The sequence below is a fragment of the Burkholderia perseverans genome, from assembly GCF_022870505.1.
Taxonomy (GTDB): Bacteria; Pseudomonadota; Gammaproteobacteria; order Burkholderiales; family Burkholderiaceae; genus Burkholderia; species Burkholderia plantarii.
The window spans coordinates 3,591,915-3,609,410 of the sequence record NZ_CP045094.1 but is presented as its reverse complement, the minus strand read 5'-3'; the positions used below and the strand labels follow the sequence as shown (position 1 = coordinate 3,609,410).

The 17,496-nt window shown below is 69.4% G+C and carries 15 protein-coding genes; 9 read left to right on the top strand and 6 right to left on the bottom strand.

The window, feature by feature from the left end; all coding sequences use genetic code 11:
* Window positions 1-467 precede the first annotated feature (467 nt).
* The 4 genes from BpN12_RS30635 to BpN12_RS30620 all read left to right on the top strand — a co-directional run bounded on the left by BpN12_RS30635 (window position 468) and on the right by BpN12_RS30620 (window position 6,723).
* Complete coding sequence (locus tag BpN12_RS30635) at window positions 468-3,194, top strand: type VI secretion system Vgr family protein (RefSeq protein ID WP_246795872.1); 2,727 nt, start codon at window positions 468-470, stop codon at window positions 3,192-3,194.
* An 18-nt stretch (window positions 3,195-3,212) separates the two neighbouring features.
* Window positions 3,213-4,379 (top strand): DUF2515 family protein, encoded by a 1,167-nt coding sequence (locus tag BpN12_RS30630; RefSeq protein ID WP_246795871.1) that lies wholly within the window; start codon window positions 3,213-3,215, stop codon window positions 4,377-4,379.
* The gene (locus BpN12_RS30625; protein ID WP_246795870.1) at window positions 4,372-5,322 is read left to right on the top strand and encodes a hypothetical protein; all 951 of its coding nucleotides are present in this window, start codon (window positions 4,372-4,374) and stop codon (window positions 5,320-5,322) included. The genes BpN12_RS30630 and BpN12_RS30625 overlap by 8 nt, the downstream gene beginning before the upstream one ends.
* A gap of 273 nt (window positions 5,323-5,595) precedes the next feature.
* Window positions 5,596-6,723: a porin gene (locus tag BpN12_RS30620; RefSeq protein WP_280529147.1), complete on the top strand. Its 1,128-nt coding sequence runs from the start codon at window positions 5,596-5,598 to the stop codon at window positions 6,721-6,723.
* Between the two features lie 102 nt (window positions 6,724-6,825).
* On the opposite strand, the gene moaC is transcribed toward BpN12_RS30620, so the two are convergent.
* The gene (gene moaC, locus BpN12_RS30615) at window positions 6,826-7,305 is read right to left on the bottom strand and encodes a cyclic pyranopterin monophosphate synthase MoaC (protein WP_246795869.1); all 480 of its coding nucleotides are present in this window, start codon (window positions 7,303-7,305) and stop codon (window positions 6,826-6,828) included.
* Between the two features lie 153 nt (window positions 7,306-7,458).
* Between moaC and BpN12_RS30610 the strand changes: the two genes are divergently transcribed.
* On the top strand, window positions 7,459-9,144 hold the full coding sequence (locus BpN12_RS30610; protein WP_246795868.1) for a M48 family metalloprotease: 1,686 nt from the start codon (window positions 7,459-7,461) through the stop codon (window positions 9,142-9,144).
* Between the two features lie 11 nt (window positions 9,145-9,155).
* Here the strand turns inward: BpN12_RS30610 and BpN12_RS30605 are convergent, their stop codons facing one another.
* The 5 genes from BpN12_RS30605 to BpN12_RS30585 form a co-directional block, all read right to left on the bottom strand.
* On the bottom strand, window positions 9,156-9,779 hold the full coding sequence (locus tag BpN12_RS30605) for a DUF2946 family protein (RefSeq protein ID WP_246795867.1): 624 nt from the start codon (window positions 9,777-9,779) through the stop codon (window positions 9,156-9,158).
* Entirely contained in the window at window positions 9,772-10,818 is a 1,047-nt protein-coding gene (locus tag BpN12_RS30600; protein ID WP_246795866.1) for a hydrolase, read from the bottom strand. The genes BpN12_RS30605 and BpN12_RS30600 overlap by 8 nt, the downstream gene beginning before the upstream one ends.
* A gap of 16 nt (window positions 10,819-10,834) precedes the next feature.
* Complete coding sequence (locus BpN12_RS30595) at window positions 10,835-11,281, bottom strand: nuclear transport factor 2 family protein (protein WP_246795865.1); 447 nt, start codon at window positions 11,279-11,281, stop codon at window positions 10,835-10,837.
* Between the two features lie 93 nt (window positions 11,282-11,374).
* Window positions 11,375-12,415, bottom strand: a complete 1,041-nt coding sequence (waaF, locus tag BpN12_RS30590) for a lipopolysaccharide heptosyltransferase II (protein WP_246795864.1) — start codon at window positions 12,413-12,415, stop codon at window positions 11,375-11,377.
* Window positions 12,416-12,522: 107 nt separating this feature from the next.
* A complete protein-coding gene (locus BpN12_RS30585; protein WP_015876899.1) occupies window positions 12,523-12,717 on the bottom strand; it encodes a zinc-finger domain-containing protein in 195 nt (64 codons plus the stop codon).
* A gap of 372 nt (window positions 12,718-13,089) precedes the next feature.
* Here BpN12_RS30585 and BpN12_RS30580 point away from each other — a divergent pair, with 372 nt between their 5' ends.
* The 4 genes from BpN12_RS30580 to pyk all read left to right on the top strand — a co-directional run bounded on the left by BpN12_RS30580 (window position 13,090) and on the right by pyk (window position 17,327).
* Entirely contained in the window at window positions 13,090-13,884 is a 795-nt protein-coding gene (locus BpN12_RS30580; protein WP_246795863.1) for an AzlC family ABC transporter permease, read from the top strand.
* The gene (locus BpN12_RS30575) at window positions 13,881-14,204 is read left to right on the top strand and encodes an AzlD domain-containing protein (protein WP_246795862.1); all 324 of its coding nucleotides are present in this window, start codon (window positions 13,881-13,883) and stop codon (window positions 14,202-14,204) included. The genes BpN12_RS30580 and BpN12_RS30575 overlap by 4 nt, the downstream gene beginning before the upstream one ends.
* A 230-nt stretch (window positions 14,205-14,434) precedes the next feature.
* Window positions 14,435-15,631 (top strand): phosphoglycerate kinase, encoded by a 1,197-nt coding sequence (locus tag BpN12_RS30570; protein WP_246795861.1) that lies wholly within the window; start codon window positions 14,435-14,437, stop codon window positions 15,629-15,631.
* Between the two features lie 259 nt (window positions 15,632-15,890).
* The gene (pyk, locus tag BpN12_RS30565; protein WP_042625894.1) at window positions 15,891-17,327 is read left to right on the top strand and encodes a pyruvate kinase; all 1,437 of its coding nucleotides are present in this window, start codon (window positions 15,891-15,893) and stop codon (window positions 17,325-17,327) included.
* Window positions 17,328-17,496 lie beyond the last annotated feature (169 nt).

Genomic DNA, 17,496 nt, shown 5'->3' with positions numbered 1-17,496 from the left:
TTGCCGCCGGTGCTCTCGCACCGGCAGCGCCCGAACCTTCCCGAACGCCGGATGCCGGATGCCTGAGCCACCGAGCCCAGGGCGCAAGCCATCTCGAGTTGCCCGAATCGCCGAGCCACTGAGCACTGAACTGCGCCACCGGGCCGAAGCCGCCGCGAATGCCTCCGCCGCCGAGCGCGGCTCCCAAGCGCCGCCGCCCACCGCCGTCTCCCTCCCGCATCGCTCGCGGCGCGTCACGCCGCAAACGCCGGCGACGCACCTCCCCCATCGTCCCCCATCCGAAAGAAAAAGGGGCGAATCGTCGCTGATCCCGCCCGCTTCCCGCCCCATCTCCAGATTCGCCGATCGCCCGTTGCGTCGCCCGTTCCCTGTAGAATCGGCGCTGATTGATTCAGCCGGGAAGGCCGTTCCCGGGAGAGCGCAGCACCACTCTGGCCCGGCAGCGGGCCTCGGAAGAGGGGGAGCGGATGAATACGACCGATCTGGTATCGGCGATTCGCGGTGGCCTGATCCAGCAGGATCGACTGATCAAGACCGACATTCCGGCGTTGCCGTCCGACACGATGGTGCCGCGGCGCGCGATCGTCTCGGCGGAGCTGGGACGCGACTTCGACGTCACGCTCGATCTCGTGTCACCGGCCGACGACGTCGAGCTGAAGACGCTGATCGCGCAGCCGATCACGCTCTGGGTCCAGCAGGCCGACCGCAGCTATCTGCCGGTCAACGGCTACATCCATACCGCGCGCCGCCTCGGCGCCGACGGCAGCCTCACCACTTACCAGCTCACGTTCGCCTCCTGGCTGCATTTCCTGCGCTTTCGCCGCGACATGCGTTGCTGGCAGGACCAGAGCGCCGACGCGATCATCACCGACGTCTTCAACGCGCATCCGCAGGCGCGCGGCCGCTTCACGTTTACGCTGTCGAAGCCGCTGCCGGCGCGCTCGTACTGCCGCCAGAGCGAAACCGACTGGAACTTCGTGCATCGGCTGATGGAGGACGAGGGGCTCTACGGCTTCTGGCGCCACGACGCGGACGGCACCTCGCACAGCGTCGTCGTGGTCGACGACATCCACGCGCTCGACCCGCTGCCCGGCGGCACGATCCGCTTCGCGCGGGCCGGCACCGGCGAAGAATCCGACGCGTTCACGCAATGGGCCGGCACGCGCACGCTGCAGAGCGTCGCCTACACGACGCGCACGTTCGACTACAAGGCGCCGTCGGTGCCGTCGAACCCGAAGGGCACCATGCTGCCGACGCGTGCGGACCAGGGCACGCTGCCGGGGCAGCTCGAAGTCTACGAATACACGGGCGCCTACACGTTCGCCACGCAGGATCGCGGCGATCACCTGTCGAAGCTGCGGCTCGAGGAATGGGAGTCGCGCGCGAAGCGCTTCGAGGCGGTGGGCGGCGTGCGCGCGATCGACGCCGGCCGGCGCTTCACGCTGGCCGGCCACCCGGAGCACGATGCCGATGCCGCCGCGCAGCGCGAGTTCGCGGCGCTGAAGGTGCGGCGCTACATCGAGAACAACCTGCCGCTGTCGGAGCAGGAAGCGAACTTCCCGCACGGGCTGAAGGCGCAGCTCGCGGCGGCGAAGCGCGAGAGTGCGAACGAAGCTGAGGGCCCCGCCGATACCGCCGGCTCCGTCACGCATGACGACGGCTCCACCGGCTTCTACCGCGTCGAGGTCGAAGCGCAGCGCACGACGCTGCCGTACCGCAGCCCGTTCGAGCACGCCAAGCCGGAGATGGCGCTCGAGACGGCGATCGTCACCGGCCCGGACGGCGAGGAAGTCCACACCGACGAGCTGAACCGGATCCGCATCCGCTTCGTCTGGGACCGGCTCGACACGGCCGACGGCCAGGCTTCGTGCTGGGTGCGCGTCGTGCAGGCCGACACGGGCGGCGGCTACGGCGGCGTTCACATGCCGCGCGTCGGCGAGGAAGTGGCGGTCGGCTATCTCGGCGGCGACTGCGACCGGCCGATCGTCCTGCATCGCGTCTACAACGGCTCGGTCAAGCCGCAATGGCACGACAACGGGCTGCTGTCCGGTTTCCGCTCGAAGGAATACGCGGGCAGCGGCTACAACCAGATGGTGATGGACGACGCCACCGGCCAGAACCGCGCGCTGCTGATGAGCAGCAGCGCCAACAGCATGCTGCAGCTCGGCTACCAGATCGCGCAGAGCGGCAACGCGCGCGGCGCCTATCTCGGCAGCGGCTTCGACCTGCGCACCGATACCTACGGCGCCGTGCGCGCGAGCCGCGGCCTGCACCTGACGACGCACGCGAAGCCGGCGGGCAGCCAGCCGCTCGATGCCACCGAGGCGCGCCAGCAGCTGCAGGGCGCCGGCTCGCTGGTCGAGGCGATGTCGCGGGCGAGCGCGCAGCATCAGGCAGAACCGCTGCAGGCCGGCCAGGACGCGCTCCAGCAGTTCACCGACGCGACGCTGCAGAGCCAGTCCGGCAGTGCCGCGGGCGGCCTGACGGCGGGCGGCGGCACCGGCAGCGCGAACGTGTTCGGCAAGCCGGTGATGCTGTTCGCGAGCCCGGACGGCATCGCGCTGGCGTCGCAGCAGTCGGTCCACCTGGCCGCGGACCAGCAGATCAACCTGGTCGGCGGCGCCAGCACGCATCTGGTGGCCGGCAAGTCGCTGGTGGCGAGCGTGGTCGACCGGCTCAGCCTGTTCGTGCAGAACGCCGGCGCGAAGCTGTTCGCGGCGAAGGGCAAGGTGGAGATCCAGGCACAGGCCGACAACCTCGAACTGACCGCGCAGAAGACGCTGAAGATCGTCTCGGCGACGCAGCAGATCGAGGTGGCCGCCGACCAGGAGGTGCTGCTGACCTCGGGCGGCGCCTACGTGCGGCTCAAGGGCGGCAACATCGAGATCCACGCGCCGGGCCGCATCGACGTGAAGGGCGCCTCGCACGCGTTCACCGGCCCGACCCAGCTGCATACCAATCTCGGCGCGTTCAAGCAGACCGCCGGGCCTTACGACGAAGCGCTGCAGTTCAAGGACGAACTCGGCAAGCCGGTGCCGAACCTCGATCATCTGCTGCAGCTGCGCGGCGACCTGGTGAAGACGGCCGCGAGCGACCAGGGCTCGATCTCGCGCGTGTTCAGTCAGTCGCCCGATCCGATCCAGGCTTACCTGCACGTGCCGAACATCCAGATCGGCTCCGACCAATTCGAATGACGCAACCGGGAGGCTCGCGTGGCGGACTCATCGCTGGTGAATCAGGAGGAAGGCACGGTGTATCTGAAGGGCGGCCTGCTCGGCGAGAGCACGCTGAACCAGACGCCGGATTCGTACAAGGACTGCACGCTCAAATGCGAGCATCAATGGTCGATGGTCCAGATGGACAACATCGCGCTGGAAGCGGACGGGATGACCTTCCTGAAGGATCCGATGCGGCGCGCGAAGCGCACCGCCGGCAACTACGCGCAGCTGTTTCTCGGCGACGAGGGCACCGACAAGGCCGGGCGTTTCTACTGGCCCGGCCTTGCCGCGTTCGCGGCCAAGGAGGTGGTGGCGGGCATGGATCTCGCGCTGCACTTCCTGTCATGGGACAAGGCGCAGTCGGCGCTCGGGCAGGCGCGGATGTCGGCGATCGTCACGTTCTACTATCTGGCCAAGGGCAACCTGTGGGTGTTCCTCGAGGTCACGACCTGGCATCTGTTCTACCGGCAGTACGGCAAGGAGCTGTTCGAGCATTGCAAGGCGCGCCGCAGCGTGTCGAGCTACGACGACGTGGTGCAGAAGATCGTGCGGGGCCTGCCGTGGGCGATGGGGCAGAACAACGGCCTGATCGACGAGCTGAAGAAGAAGTCGAACCCGCTGTGGGTGATCGGCGGCGACATGATCCGCGACGGCGCCGCGATCGCGGAAATGGAGGACTGCAAGGTGACGGGCTATCTGTCGAACGGCTTCGCGCTGCTGGAGAGCTACGAATCGGCGGGCGCGCAGCAGCGTCCCGAGCTGGCCTACAAGGCGGCGTGGCAGTTCCTGCTGCACGAGCAGACGATGCACCTGCAGGCGATGGTGTACAACCACCAGGAGTTCCGCAACGCGATCGACATGAACGATTTCGGCCGGCGCCCCGTGTTGCGGCTCGTTTCCGGCGCGAAGGATCCGACGCTGTTCTTCAACGCCTCGGCGGCCATCGACCCGAACGATCCGCAGCTGACATCGGCCGGCCTCGGCGAGGATGACATCAAGGTCACCATGGAGCGCAAGGACGGCAGCCTCTACGACGCGACCGAACGCATGAAATACGTGAGAAAGATCCTCGACAAATACCACGCGCTGATGTCGAGCCAGCGCTACCGGCCGTACATGATCCAGCAGATTTCCACGATCGCGGGCTGGAAGGATGCGTAGGCGCCTGCGCTTCGCGGCACTCGCGCTGCTCGTCGCGTCGTGCGCGGGCGGCTACGGCTGGCACATGACGGCGCCCTCGATGGCGCGCAACGGAACCACGACCATGCAACCTGATTTGAGCTTCGGGATCGGCGACAACGGCGACGAGGTGGTCCGCACGGCGCGGGTCCCCGTCAAGCGTTCGCAGCTCTCCACCGCCTTGATGTACGACGCGAGCCGGATCGCGACCGGCGTCGAGCCGGTGTACGAGTTCCGCGACGCGAGGCACGGCATGCTGCTGCCGCAGGCCTCCGACGTCGAGTTCATGTCCGACACCGAGGAGGGCGGCAAGGTCCGCACCATTCACGTCGTGTTCAAGGTGCCGGTCTCGCCCACCGACGTCCACGACACGGCCGCGTTCGACGCCTACGACCAGGCGATGTACCGCTACGTGACGGGCGTGCTGCAGGTGATCCGGCAGGCCGGGTGGAAGCGCTACATTCCGCTCTCGTCGCCGCGGCTCGAAGGCAGGCGCACCTATTCGTTCACGCCCGAGACCTACGCCGGGCCGACCTATGCCGCCTCGCCGTCGCTGGTGGAGGCCGATCCCGGCTACGCGTTGACGTTCGAGGACTGGCGGCATCTGTCGCACGGCGGCACCACGCTCTGGCAATGGTATGCGGACGGGAAATTCGTCGAACTGAAATACGAGCGCGACGAGCGTTCCGCCGATCTGCCGATTACGCTCGGCGATCGGCTCGATCTGCGGATCCAGTCGGAAACCGCGTGGCTCGACACGTTCGGGCCGACCTATGAAACGGGCCGGGCCAAGTACGCGAGCGAGGTTCCCGCGTTCCTGCAGCAGCGGCACGCGGCCGAGGCGAAAGCGCGGGCCGCGGGGGCGCGCATTCTGACCGACTGGATCGATCCGGCGATCGCGGGCGTGGCGGTGCCGAAGTCGTGAGGCGGTGGCGGATCGCATGGATCGATTGCACATCGATTGCAATTCGCTGACGGGATGCTTCGTTTCCCCTGCGGTTGACGGCGGGCTTCGCGGCTAGCCGCTCGCCGAAATTCGCCACCGGTCCGGACCCGAAATCAAGAGTCATCCTGCGCGTGTCGCGCCGCGGCGACACCGGTAAACGCCGCGAAAGTTTGGCTCTCTAGAATCCCCGTCCGCAGTCGTAGTTGCAGCGCAAAACATCATCACGAACCAAACGCGCTTCACGGGGAATTCATGAAAATCGCAAAAACGCTGGTGCCGGCGATGCTGGCCGTTTCCGCCGGTGTGGCTCATGCACAGAGCAGCGTCGCGCTGTACGGGACGATCGACGAAGGTTTCGAGTACGCCAGCAACCTGGGCGGGAAGTCGGACTATGGTCTGGTCAGCGGCAACCGCCAGCTTGGCGATCGCTGGGGCCTGAAGGGCAGCGAGGATCTGGGCGGCGGCCTGCATGCGGTCTTCCAGCTCGAAAACGGTTTCAACGTCAACAACGGCGCGCTCTCGCAGAGCGGCGAGATGTTCGGCCGCCAGGCGTTCGTGGGCCTGTCGTCGGAGCGCTTCGGCACGGTCACGCTCGGCCGCCAGTACGATTCCGTGGTCGACTACGTCGCGCCGCTGAGCGCGGCCGGCAGCTGGGGCGGATCGTTGTTCTCGCACCCGTTCGACGCCGACAATCTCGACGAGACGTTCCGCATCAACAACGCGATCAAGTACGCGAGCCCGGAATACGCGGGGCTGCAGTTCGGCGGCCTGTACGGCTTCAGCAACCAGGCCGGCGGCTTCGCGTCGAACCGCGCCTGGAGCGTGGGCGCGCGCTACCGGCTCGGCTCGCTGGTGGCCGCGGCGGGATTTCTGGATGTCGACGGCGAGGATCTGAACACGAGCGGTGCCGCGGTGGGGACGCTCTACGAGGCGGCCAGGCAGACCGTGGCGGCCGCGGGCCTTGGCTACGCGTTCGGTGCGGCGACGTTCGGGTTGGTGTACACGCATACGAATCTCGACGGCGCGCCGTTGAATACGGCCCTGCGCCACGTGCGATTCGACAACATCGAGTTCAATGCGAAATACGACGTCACGTCGGCGTGGTATCTGGCGATGATGTACCTGTACACGAGCTCGTCGATCCAGATCGACGGCCTGAAGGCAAACCCGTCGGTTCACGTCACGGCGCCGCTCAACAATCCGCATTACAACGAGATCGGGTTGACGGTGGGCTACCACCTGTCGCGACGCACCGAGGTGTATCTGCAGGGCCTTTATCAGCACGCGTCGGGTAATCAGAATGCGTCGATCGGCGCGCTCGACGATTCGTCCACGGGGAATCAGACCGTCGCACGGGTGGGGATTCGGACGGCGTTCTGAGTTGACGTCGGCGGGGCGGTCATTGCCGCCTTCGGCAGCGCGGGTTGCGTCGCGTGATGCGGCGGCCCGCTCGCCGAGCATCGGCGTGAAGCAGGCGGCGGCTCAGACCGCCGCGGTCCAATCCCCCGACTTCCCCCCCTTCTTCTCCACCACCCCCACATCGGTGATCACCATCCCCCGATCCACCGCCTTGCACATGTCATAAACGGTCAGCAGCCCGACCTGCACGGCCGTCAGCGCTTCCATCTCCACCCCGGTCCGGCCGAGCGTCTCGACCTGCGCCGTACACCGCACGCCCGGCAGCGCCTCGTCGAACTCGAAATCGACCGTCACGCGCGTCAGCGCGAGCGGATGGCAGAGCGGAATCAGGTCGGACGTGCGCTTCGCGCCCTGGATCGCCGCGATCCGCGCCACGCCGATCACGTCGCCCTTCTTCGCGCGGCCGTCGCGGATCAGCGCGAGCGTGTCGGGCTGCATCCGGATCGCGCCGCGCGCCACGGCGATGCGGCGCGTTTCCTGTTTGTCGCCGACGTCCACCATATGCGCGTGGCCCGCCGCGTCGAAGTGAGTCAGTCCTGACATGATGCGCTCCTGAAGATGGGCGCCCATCATAGCAGCGCGCCGCCCCAGTACAATGTGCGCGATTCGCCCGGCGTGGATTCCGCGGCGCGCCGCGCGCCGCCGTCGAATCGCGTCGCGGGCCACCCGTCGCCTCCGCCGCGTTCGATGTCATCCATGCGTCTGAAACCCCTGCTCGCCGTTTCGCTGTCGCTGGTTCTCGCGCTGCCGCCGGGCAGCCGCGCGCAGTCGTCGCCCACGCCGCCGCTGCCGCGCATCCTCGACGCGATTTCCACGGCGCCCGAGATTCCGTCCGAGATCGCGCCGGGCGTGTTCGGCACCTACGGCGGCGAGCACGCGCGGCTCGCGGGCACGCCGGGCGCGGCGGCGCCGAGCCTGCGCGGGCCGCTGCAGAACCAGCAGCTGCCCGATCTCGGCGACGGCTCGGGCGGCGCGCTGACGCCGCAGGCCGAGCGCCGCCTCGGCGAGCGCGTGATGCGCGAGATCCGGCGCGATCCCGACTATCTCGACGACTGGCTCACGCGCGACTACCTCAACTCGGTCGCGGCGAAGCTGTCGGCCGCGGCGGCCGCGCAGTTCATCGGCGGCGATCGTCCCGATTTCGACCTGTTCCCGATGCGCGACGGGCAGATCAACGCGTTCTCGCTGCCGGGCGGCTTCATCGGCGTGAACAGCGGCCTCGTGATCATGACGCGCACCGAGTCCGAACTCGCCTCGGTGCTCGGCCACGAAATGGGTCACGTGCTGCAGCGGCACATCGCGCGCATGCTCGGCGCGAGCGAGAAGACCGGCTACGCGGCGCTCGCGGCGATGCTGCTCGGCGTGCTGGCCGGCGTGCTCGCGCGCAGCGGCGACCTCGGCAGCGCGATCGCGGTGGGCGGCCAGGCCTACGCGGTCGACAACCAGCTGCGCTTCTCGCGCGGCGCCGAGCGCGAGGCGGACCGGGTCGGCTTCCAGCTGCTCGCGGGCGCCGGCTTCGATCCGTATGGGATGCCGGGCTTCTTCGAGCGGCTGGAGCGCGCGTCGATGGGCGACGCGGGCGTGCCCGAATACGCGCGCACCCACCCGCTCACGATCGATCGGATCGCCGACATGGATTCACGCGCGCGCCGCGCGCCGTACCGCCAGCCGCGCCAGTCGAGCGAATACGCGTTGGTGCGCGCGCGGCTGCGGATCCTGCAATTGCGCGCGCCGTCCGACATCGCCGACGAGGTGCGGCGCATGCGCGGCGAGATCGACGACCGGCTCGCGCCGAACGTGGCGGCGAACTGGTATGGCATCGCGCTTGGCGAGACGCTGCTCGGCCGCTATCCGGAAGCGGACGCGGCGCTCGCGGCCGCGCGTGCGCGCTTCGAACGTTTCGAGGCGGACGAGGGCACGCAGGCCGCCAGCTCGCTGAGCCTCGACGTGCTGGCGGCCGACATCGCGCGCCGTGCGGGCCGCGCCGACGACGCGGTGCGGCTCGCGGCGGCGGCCCAGCGGCGCTGGCCGGCCTCGCACGCGGCGATCGCGATGCATCTGGAGTCGCTGCTCGCGGCCAGGCGCTTCGGCGAGGCGCAGACGCTCGCGCAGGGGCAGGCCCAGTCGGACCCGCGCCAGCCGGACTGGTGGCGCTATCTCGCGCAGGCGGCGCAGGGCAGCGGCGACGCGATCACGCGGCGTCGCGCGCTGGCCGAACAGCTCGCGCTCGGCGGCGCGTGGCCGTCGGCGATCCGCCAGCTGCAGGAGGCGCGCGACGACAAGTCGGTCAGCTTCTACGAGCAGTCGATCATCACCGCGCGGCTGCACGACTTCGAGGCGCGCTACAAGGAAGAGCAGGCTGAGCGGGACGAACGCGGATAGCGCCGCGTGCCTTAGCTGCCGCCCGTGCCCGGCGTGTCGCCGGCACCGGCCTGGGCCGCCGGGCTCGCGACGAATCCGAAGCGCGCCGGCACCTCGTCGCGGCGGATCGCGGCGAGCGCGAGATCGACGCCGGGCCGCCAGTGGAAGTTGCCGCCGGTGCCGTCGTCGTCGAGCGTGGCGTGGTCGGCGAACAGGTCGAGGTCATGGTCGTGCAGCACGGCCACGCGCGGCGGCGCGCCGGCATCGGAGAACAGCACGCCGCCCGCGTCGTCGAGCCACGCGGCGGCCGGTTCGAACGGCGCGCCGGCCTGGTCGGTCAGCGTCAGCACACCTTCCGCGTCGTCCACGCCATCGGCGGCAGCGGCGAGCCGCACGACCCACGGCGTATAGGCCAGCTCCACGTACACGCGCTGCGGCCCGTTCTGGAAGAACCACTGGCCGGCCTCGTCGCGCGCGTAGTTGCGCGTGATGAACGCGATCAGCGCGGCGTGCCGGATCGGCGAGCCGGGCGCGCCGGCGGCCTGGGCGGCTTCGTCGCGCATGCGCCAGTCGCCGCGCCGGTCGAGCCGCAGCCAGCCGGTGCAGTGCGGTACGTTCGGCCATTTGGCGAGGGCCTGGCGGACGATCTCATCCATGTCGGGCGGGCGCCGGGGGCGCGAAGCGGGAAAGGAAACGGAGCACGCGCAGCGGCATCCAGTCGTCCTGCCCGGGGAACGGGCCGGTCATGAAGCCGACGTGGCCGCCATGCGCGGGCTGGTCCAGTTCGACGGCCTGCGCGACGTCGGCCGGCCCCGGCAGCGCCGAGGCGGGCAGGAACGGATCGTTGCGCGCGTTCAGCAGCAGCGTCGGAATCTCGATGGCGCGCAGCAGCGGGCGCGTGGTGGCGCGGGTCCAGTAGTCGTCGGCGCTCGCGAAGCCGTGCAGCGGCGCGGTGACGATGTCGTCGAACTCGTGCATGGTGCGCGCGGCCAGCATCCGGCGCGCGTCGAACAGCCCCGGATGCTGGAGCAGCTTGGCCGAGGCCTTGATCTTCAGGGTCTTCAGGAACGAGCGCGTGTAGACCATCGAGAAGCCCTGCGAGATCGCGAGGCCGCCGGCGTGGACGTCGAGCGGCGTCGACACGGCCGCCGCCGCCGTGACGATCGCGCGATCGCCGCGCCGCTCGCCGAGCCAGTGCAGCAGCACGTTGCCGCCGAGCGAAACGCCGACCGCGAACACCGGGCCGCGACGGCCGGCGGCGAGCCGGCGCAGGATCCAGTCCACCTCGGCGCCGTCGGCCAGATGATAGAAGCGCGGCAGCCGGTTCATCTCGCCGCTGCAGCTGCGGAAATGCGGCACCACGCCGTGCCAGCCGCGTTCGCGCGCGGCGGCCATCAGCAGCAGCGCGTAGCGCGAGTCGGAGTTGCCCTCGAGGCCGTGGAACACCACCATCAGCGGCGCGTCGGGCGCCGGTTCGGCGCCGGCCGGATGGCTCAGCCAGTCGAGATCGATGAAGTCGCCGTCGGGCGTGTCCCAGCGCTCGCGCCGATAGGCCACGGCGGGGCGGCGCCCGAACAGGGCCGGGAAGATGGTCTGCGCGTGGTTGTTCGGCAGCCAGCGCGGCGCGCGGTAGCGCAGGGCGCCGGCCGGATCTTCGGGCCCGGCGAGCGGCGAGGGAGGGGACGCGGCGGACATCGCGCAGGTGCCTCGCTCAGTGCAGCGGGCCCTGGCCGTGGCGGATCTTGGCGGCGAACTGGGTGGCCGCCTGCTCCGGGATCGGGCTCGCATGGATGTGCGCGATCCGCCATTCGCCGCGCTCGTGGATCATCACGTAGGTCGCGAACACCATGTCCGGCTCGGCGGCCGGGTCCGCGTACTGGTGCGCCTCGGCCACCGTGTAGACCACCGTGCCGAGGCTGTCGTAGACGCGGATGTCGAGCGGCTCGATCGTCACCGGCTGCGACGAGAGGCGTTCCCCGAAGCCGCTGCGGATCTGCTCGAGGCCGTGCAGATGTGCGCCGTCGGACCAGATGCAGCTCGCGAAATCCTCGTCGATCCACAGGACCATCAGGGCGTCGAGGTTCGCGTCGGCGACTGCCTGGTAGTAGGCGTTCAGCGTATCGGCGGCAGCTTCGAAGAGGCGGGCAAAACGTGGCATCGGGTTTGTCTCTCGCGCTTGCGCGCTGTTACGGGGCAGCGGCCGCGAAGCCGCCAGCGTCAGTCATGGCGTCAAGGTCGGACGCGGGGGCCGTCAGCGCTGCCCGACGAGCATCCCGCGCAGATCGGCGAATACCTGTTCCGGGCTCAGCTCGCGCAGGCAGTTCAGATGGCCGAGCGGGCATTCTCGCTGGAAACAGGGACTGCATTCGAGATGCAGCCATTGTACCTTTGCCAGATCGGACAGCGGCGGGGTGTGGCGCGGATCCGTCGAGCCGTACAGCGCAACGAGCGGCCGGCGCAGCGCGGCGGCCACGTGCATCAGCCCGGAATCGTTGGTGACCACCGCGTTGGCGCGCGCGATCAGCGCGCAGGCCTCGGTCAGCGAGGTCTGGCCGCACAGGTTGCGCACGCCGGGCGCCTGGTCGGCGATCGCCTGGGCGGCCGCAGCGTCCTTCGGCGAGCCGAGCGCGATGATCTGCGTATAAGGGAACGATTGGCCGACGATCCGCGCGAGTGCCGCGAAATGCTCGGGCGGCCAGCGCTTGGCGGGGCCGTACTCGGCGCCGGGGCAGAACACGATCAGCGGCTTGCGCGTGTCGAGATGGAAGCGCGCCGAGACGCGCGCGGCCTCGTTGAGGTCCGAATCGAGCCGCGGCATCGGCAGCGCCTGGAGCGTCTCGTCGAGCTGCGCGCCGGGCTTGTAGGCGAGCGCGGCGTAGAACGGCACCATCGGCGGGCGCGCGTCGCGCGCCTTCGGCGGGTTCGCGTGGCGCACGTTGAGCAGTGCATAGCGCGACTCGCCGGTGTAGCCGATGCGCAGCGGAATGCCGGCGAGCCACGGGATCAGCGCCGACTTCAGCGAGTTCGGCAGCACGTAGGCGGCGTCGTAGCCCACCTCCCGCAAGTCGCTCGCGAGCTGCCAGCGGCGCAGCATCTGCAGCTTGCCGTGGGCCAGGTCGGTGGCGTGGACCTCGTGGATCTCGGGCATCCGCTCGAGCACCGGCGCGACCCAGCCGGGCGCCACCGCGTCGATTTGCAGGCGCGGATGCAGTTTCTTGAGCAGCGCGAAAAGCGGCTGCGCCATCAATGCGTCACCGATCCAGTTCGGTGCGATTACCAACGCGCGACGCATCAGGTCGATATCCGGTGTCGTAATGAAACGCGGCGCCGGGGCGCCGCGCTCGGGTTTGCGGGGAGAAGCGGAACGGGGCGTGCCCGGCTCGCCGGGGCCGTCGGCCGTCAGTGGCCGTGGACGACTTCGCCGTCGCGCAGCTTGTAGCGCGTGCCGCAGTAAGGGCAGCGCGCCTCGCCGTGCGTGACGTCGATGAACACGCGCGGATGGGCGCTCCAGCGCGCCATCGCCGGGTTCGGGCAGTACGCCGGCAGATCCTTCGCCGACAGTTCGACGAGCGGTCGTTCCTTGATTTCACTCATGGGGCGGTCTCTTGTTGCGGTAAAGGGGGAACGGCGCGCGCGCCGCCCGGCGAATCACGGGCTGGATCAGGCGTGCCGCCGCTGCCCGACACGATAGCGAAAAAACCCCGCGCGCGGCATGCCGTTGTCCGATCGGTCACACCACGCCGTTTCGCGGGTCCGCCGCGCGTCGCCCGGGTCGGCGCGTGCCCGGCGCCGGGTCAGGCGCAGCCGGGCCGCGCCGGTCGGGCATTTTAGCGTCTTTTGCCGCCGCAACGGTTCGCTCGGGCACGGTCCGGCGCTATAATCGCCTGGTCGTTCAACAAAAGCACAACGGGAGACAACGCGGTCCGCGCGCCTGCCCGTCTCATTTGCGCCGCCCGGCGCCGTCTCATGCTCGCTCGCCTGTCCGCCACCGATCGTTATGCCTTCTTCCAGGCGTCGCGCGACTACGCGCCGACGCTGACCGCGATGCTGTCGTGGGGTCTCGTTACCGGTATCGCGATGAGCAAGTCGGTGATGACGACGGGGCAGGCGGTCTGGATGTCGCTGCTCGTCTACGGCGGCTCGTCCCAGCTCGCGGTGCTGCCGCTGATGGCGGCCAAGCTGCCGCTCTGGACCCTCCTGCTGACGGCCGCGATGGTCAACCTGCGCTTCGTGATCTTCAGCGCCGGCCTCGCGCCGCACTTCTCCTACCTGCCGATGTGGCGCCGGGTCCTGATCGGCTATTTCAACGGCGACGTGATCTACCTGCTGTTCATCAAGCAGGGCTTCGCGACCGGCCACGTGCCGGGCAAGGAAGCCTACTTCTGGGGCATGGCGCTGCTCAGCTGGGTGTCATGGCAGGCCTCGTCGCTGGCCGGCATCGCGCTGGCGAGCGCGGTGCCCGACAGCTGGGGGCTGGGCCTGGCCGGCACGCTCGCGCTGATCCCGATCATGGTGTCGGCGGTGGCGAACCGCTCGACGCTCGCGGCGGTGGCGGTGGCCGGCGTGGTCGCGCTGCTGGCGCTCGACCTGCCGTACCGGCTCGGGCTGCCGCTCGCGGTGTTCGCCGCGCTCGCGGCCGGCACGCTGGCCGACACCTTCGTCGAGCGCGCGGACTGGCGCCGGCTGCGCGCCGAGGTGCGCAGCCGCGACGCGGTCGATCCCGCCGAAGCGGCCGGCGACGGCGAAGGGGGGCGGCGATGAGCGGCGCCCCGGTCTGGTGGGTGATCGCGGGCATGACGCTCGTCACCGCGCTCACCCGCGCGCTGTTCCTGATCGGCGGCGAGCGCACCATCCTGCCCGAGCGCGCCCAGCGCGCGCTGCGCTACGCGCCGGCCGCGGCGCTCGTCGCGGTGGTGCTGCCGGACGTGCTCGACACGCCGGCCGGGATCTCGTTCTCGCTCGCCAACCACGATTTCTACGCGGCCGCGGCCGGCCTCGGCTGGTTTCTCTGGCGGCGCAGCATGATCGGCACGATCGTGGTCGGCATGCTGGTGTTTACCGCCCTGCGTCTCATTATTTGACCCCTGAAACCGCGCGCGGCGGCTTGCTGCCATGCAGCAGCGCGGCCTCGCGGCCAAATAGGGGGAATTCGCCCCGCGGCGCGGCAGGCCGCGGGGTGGATCGGCTAGAATGGCCCTTTCCGGAAACCTCGAACGTGTCGCACGGCCCAGCCCGGCCGTCCGGCGCCCTTGTCGGCAGCCCGCGCGCGAGGTTTCAGCACCGCCTTCCTCATCAACCTTCAATCAGTCCCATGAGCCAAGTAAAGCGTCTTACCGACCTGATCGCCGAAGGCAAAGTCTCCGGCCAACGCGTGTTCATCCGCGCCGATCTGAACGTGCCCCAGGACGACCACGGCAACATCACCGAAGACACGCGCGTGCGCGCCTCGGTGCCGGCGATCAAGGCGGCGCTCGACGCGGGCGCGGCGGTGATGGTCACCTCGCATCTGGGCCGCCCGACGGAAGGCGAATTCAAGCCCGAGGATTCGCTCGCGCCGGTGGCCAAGCGCCTGGCCGAGCTGCTCGGCCGCGACGTGCCGCTGGTGGCGAACTGGGTCGAGAACGGCGTGCAGGTGACGCCGGGCAACGTCGTGCTGCTCGAGAACTGCCGCGTCAACAAGGGCGAGAAGAAGAACGACGACGCGCTCGCCCAGAAAATGGCCAAGCTCTGCGACATCTACGTCAACGACGCGTTCGGCACCGCGCACCGCGCCGAGGCCACCACCCACGGCATCGCGAAGTACGCCGGCATCGCCTGCGCGGGCCCGCTGCTGGCTGCCGAACTCGACGCGCTCGGCAAGGCGCTCGGCAACCCGAAGCGCCCGCTGGTGGCGATCGTCGCCGGCTCGAAGGTGTCGACCAAGCTGACCATCCTGAAGTCGCTGGCCGAGAAGGTCGACCAGCTGATCGTCGGCGGCGGCATCGCCAACACGTTCATGCTCGCGGCCGGCCTCACGATCGGCAAGTCGCTGGCCGAGCCGGACCTGGTGGACGACGCGAAGGCGATCATCGACGAGGCCCGCAAGCGCGGCGCATCGGTGCCGATCCCGTCGGACGTCGTCACGGCCAAGGAATTCGCGGCCACCGCGCAGGCCACCGTCAAGCAGGTCGGCGAGATCGAGGCGGACGACCTGATCCTCGACATCGGCCCGGAAACGGCCAGGGCGCTCGCCGGCCAGCTCGAGAAGGCCGGCACCATCGTCTGGAACGGCCCGGTCGGCGTGTTCGAGTTCGACCAGTTCGGCAACGGCACCAGGACGCTCGCCGAGGCGATCGCGAATTCGCCGGCGTTCTCGATCGCCGGCGGCGGCGACACGCTCGCCGCGATCGCCAAGTACGGCATTCACGACAAGGTCAGCTACATCTCCACGGGCGGCGGCGCGTTCCTCGAGTTCCTCGAGGGCAAGACGCTGCCGGCGGTGGAGGTGCTGGAAACGCGCGGCGCCTGAGGCGGTGGCGCGAGGTCGCGCGGTAGCGCGCCGGAAGGCGGCGGGGGCGGCGCGGGCACGCTCTGGTTCGCGCGCCGGCGGGCGGTCGGGTCGCATCGCGGCCAACCGCCCGGCCAGCATGATGACGGACAGCCAGAACAAAGCGATGCCGGCCGAAGCCGGCGCGCGCACCGGAGCACCGGCCGCTGGGCCTGGTGGCTCCGGCTCTCGCAGCAGTATCTCCAGCGCTTCCTCCACCCAGACCATCATGAGGAGTTTCATGCTTCGCGCCACCAAGATAGTCGCCACGATTGGCCCGGCTTCCAGTTCGCCCGAGATTCTGCTGCAGATGATTCAGGCGGGCCTCGACGTCGTGCGGCTCAACTTTTCGCACGGCACCGCCGACGACCACCGCCAGCGCGCCGAGATGGTCCGCGAGGCCGCGCGCAAGGTCGGCCGGGAAATCGCGATCATGGCCGACCTGCAGGGTCCGAAGATCCGCGTCGGCAAGTTCGAGAACGGCAAGACCACGCTCGCGCCGGGCCAGCCGTTCATCCTCGACGCCACCTGCGAACTCGGCAACGACGAGCGCGTCGGCCTCGACTACAAGGATCTGCCGCGCGACCTGAAGACGGGCGACGTGCTGCTGCTCAACGACGGCCTGATCGTGCTGACCGTCGAGCGCGTGCTCGGCGACGAGATCCACACCATCGTCAAGGTGGGCGGCGAGCTCTCGAACAACAAGGGCATCAACCGGCAGGGCGGCGGGCTGTCGGCGCCGGCGCTGACCGCGAAGGACATGGAGGACATCCGCACGGCGATGTCGCTCGGCGCGGACCTGGTGGCGGTGTCGTTCCCGAAGAACGCCACCGACATGGAAATGGCGCGCCAGCTCGCGAACATCGCGGGCGCGCCCTACGGCATCAAGCCGAAGATGATCGCGAAGATCGAGCGCGCCGAGGCGATCCCGGCGCTGCAGGACATCCTCGACGCCTCGGACGGCATCATGGTGGCGCGCGGCGACCTGGCCGTGGAAGTCGGCAACGCGGCCGTGCCGGCGCTGCAGAAGCGCATGATCCGCATGGCGCGCGAATCGAACAAGCTGGTGATCACGGCCACCCAGATGATGGAGTCGATGATCCACGCGCCGGTGCCGACGCGCGCCGAGGTGTCGGACGTCGCCAACGCCGTGCTGGACGGCACCGACGCCGTGATGCTGTCGGCCGAATCGGCCGCGGGCAAGTATCCGGTGGTGACGATCGAGACCATGGCCGCGATCTGCGTCGAGGCCGAGAAGTCGGAGCAGGTCGAACTCGACCGCGATTTCCTCGACCGCACCTTCACGCGGATCGACCAGTCGATCGCGATGGGCGCGCTGTTCACGGCCTACCACCTCGGCGCCAAGGCGATCATCGCGCTGACCGAGTCGGGCTCGACCGCGCTCTGGATGTCGCGCCACTACACGCACGTGCCGATCTTCGCGCTGACGCCGCGGGTGGGCAGCGAGCGCACCATGGCGCTGTTCCGCAACGTCACGCCGCTGCACGTCGATTTCAACAGCGACCGCGATTCGGCGATGCAGGCCGCCATCGAGATCGTGATGCGGCAGGGCTACGTGGCGCTCGGCGACATGGTGGTGCTGACCGTCGGCGAGCCGATGGGCCAGGCGGGCGGCACCAACACGCTGAAGATCGTGCGGGTCGGCGAAACGTTCTGAGCGATCCGTCCCGGTATTTCGGGTCATGAAAAGCCGCGCGGGGTCGAAAGCCCCGCGCGGCTTTTTTCGTACTTTTGTCGTGGTAGCCGGCACGGAATTCGTAACAAATTGCTGAATCGCGCGGCAATCGGGGCTGGGGCCCGGCAGCTTCGCGATAAAATGGCGCCCA